Origin of the sequence: Streptomyces sp. XM83C, from assembly GCF_023072675.1 — a bacterium.
Taxonomy (GTDB): Bacteria; Actinomycetota; Actinomycetes; order Streptomycetales; family Streptomycetaceae; genus Streptomyces; species Streptomyces thermocoprophilus.
In genome coordinates, this window is record NZ_JALLGL010000719.1 from 1 (window position 1) to 226 (window position 226).

Genomic DNA, 226 nt, shown 5'->3' on the forward strand with positions numbered 1-226 from the left:
GTTTCAGTTGGTGAGTCGGCGGTAGCCGATGAGGGCTGCGGCGATGCCGACGAAGGCCAGGAAGTGCTCGGCCTTTCGCTCGTAACGGCGGTGCAGCCTTCGGCATCCGGCCAGCCAGGAGACCGTTCTCTCAACGACCCAGCGGTGTCGGCCGAGCCGCGTGGACGACTCGATGCCTTTGCGGGCGATGCGGTGACGGATGCGACGCTCGCGAAGCCATTCCCGC

The 226-nt window shown here is 66.8% G+C and carries 1 protein-coding gene; it reads right to left on the bottom strand.

What is annotated here, in order from left to right; genetic code table 11:
• Positions 1–3: 3 nt before the first annotated feature.
• The coding region (locus tag MTQ10_RS31200) for a transposase (protein WP_247474177.1) at positions 4–226 on the bottom strand (223 nt) is incomplete at its 5' end.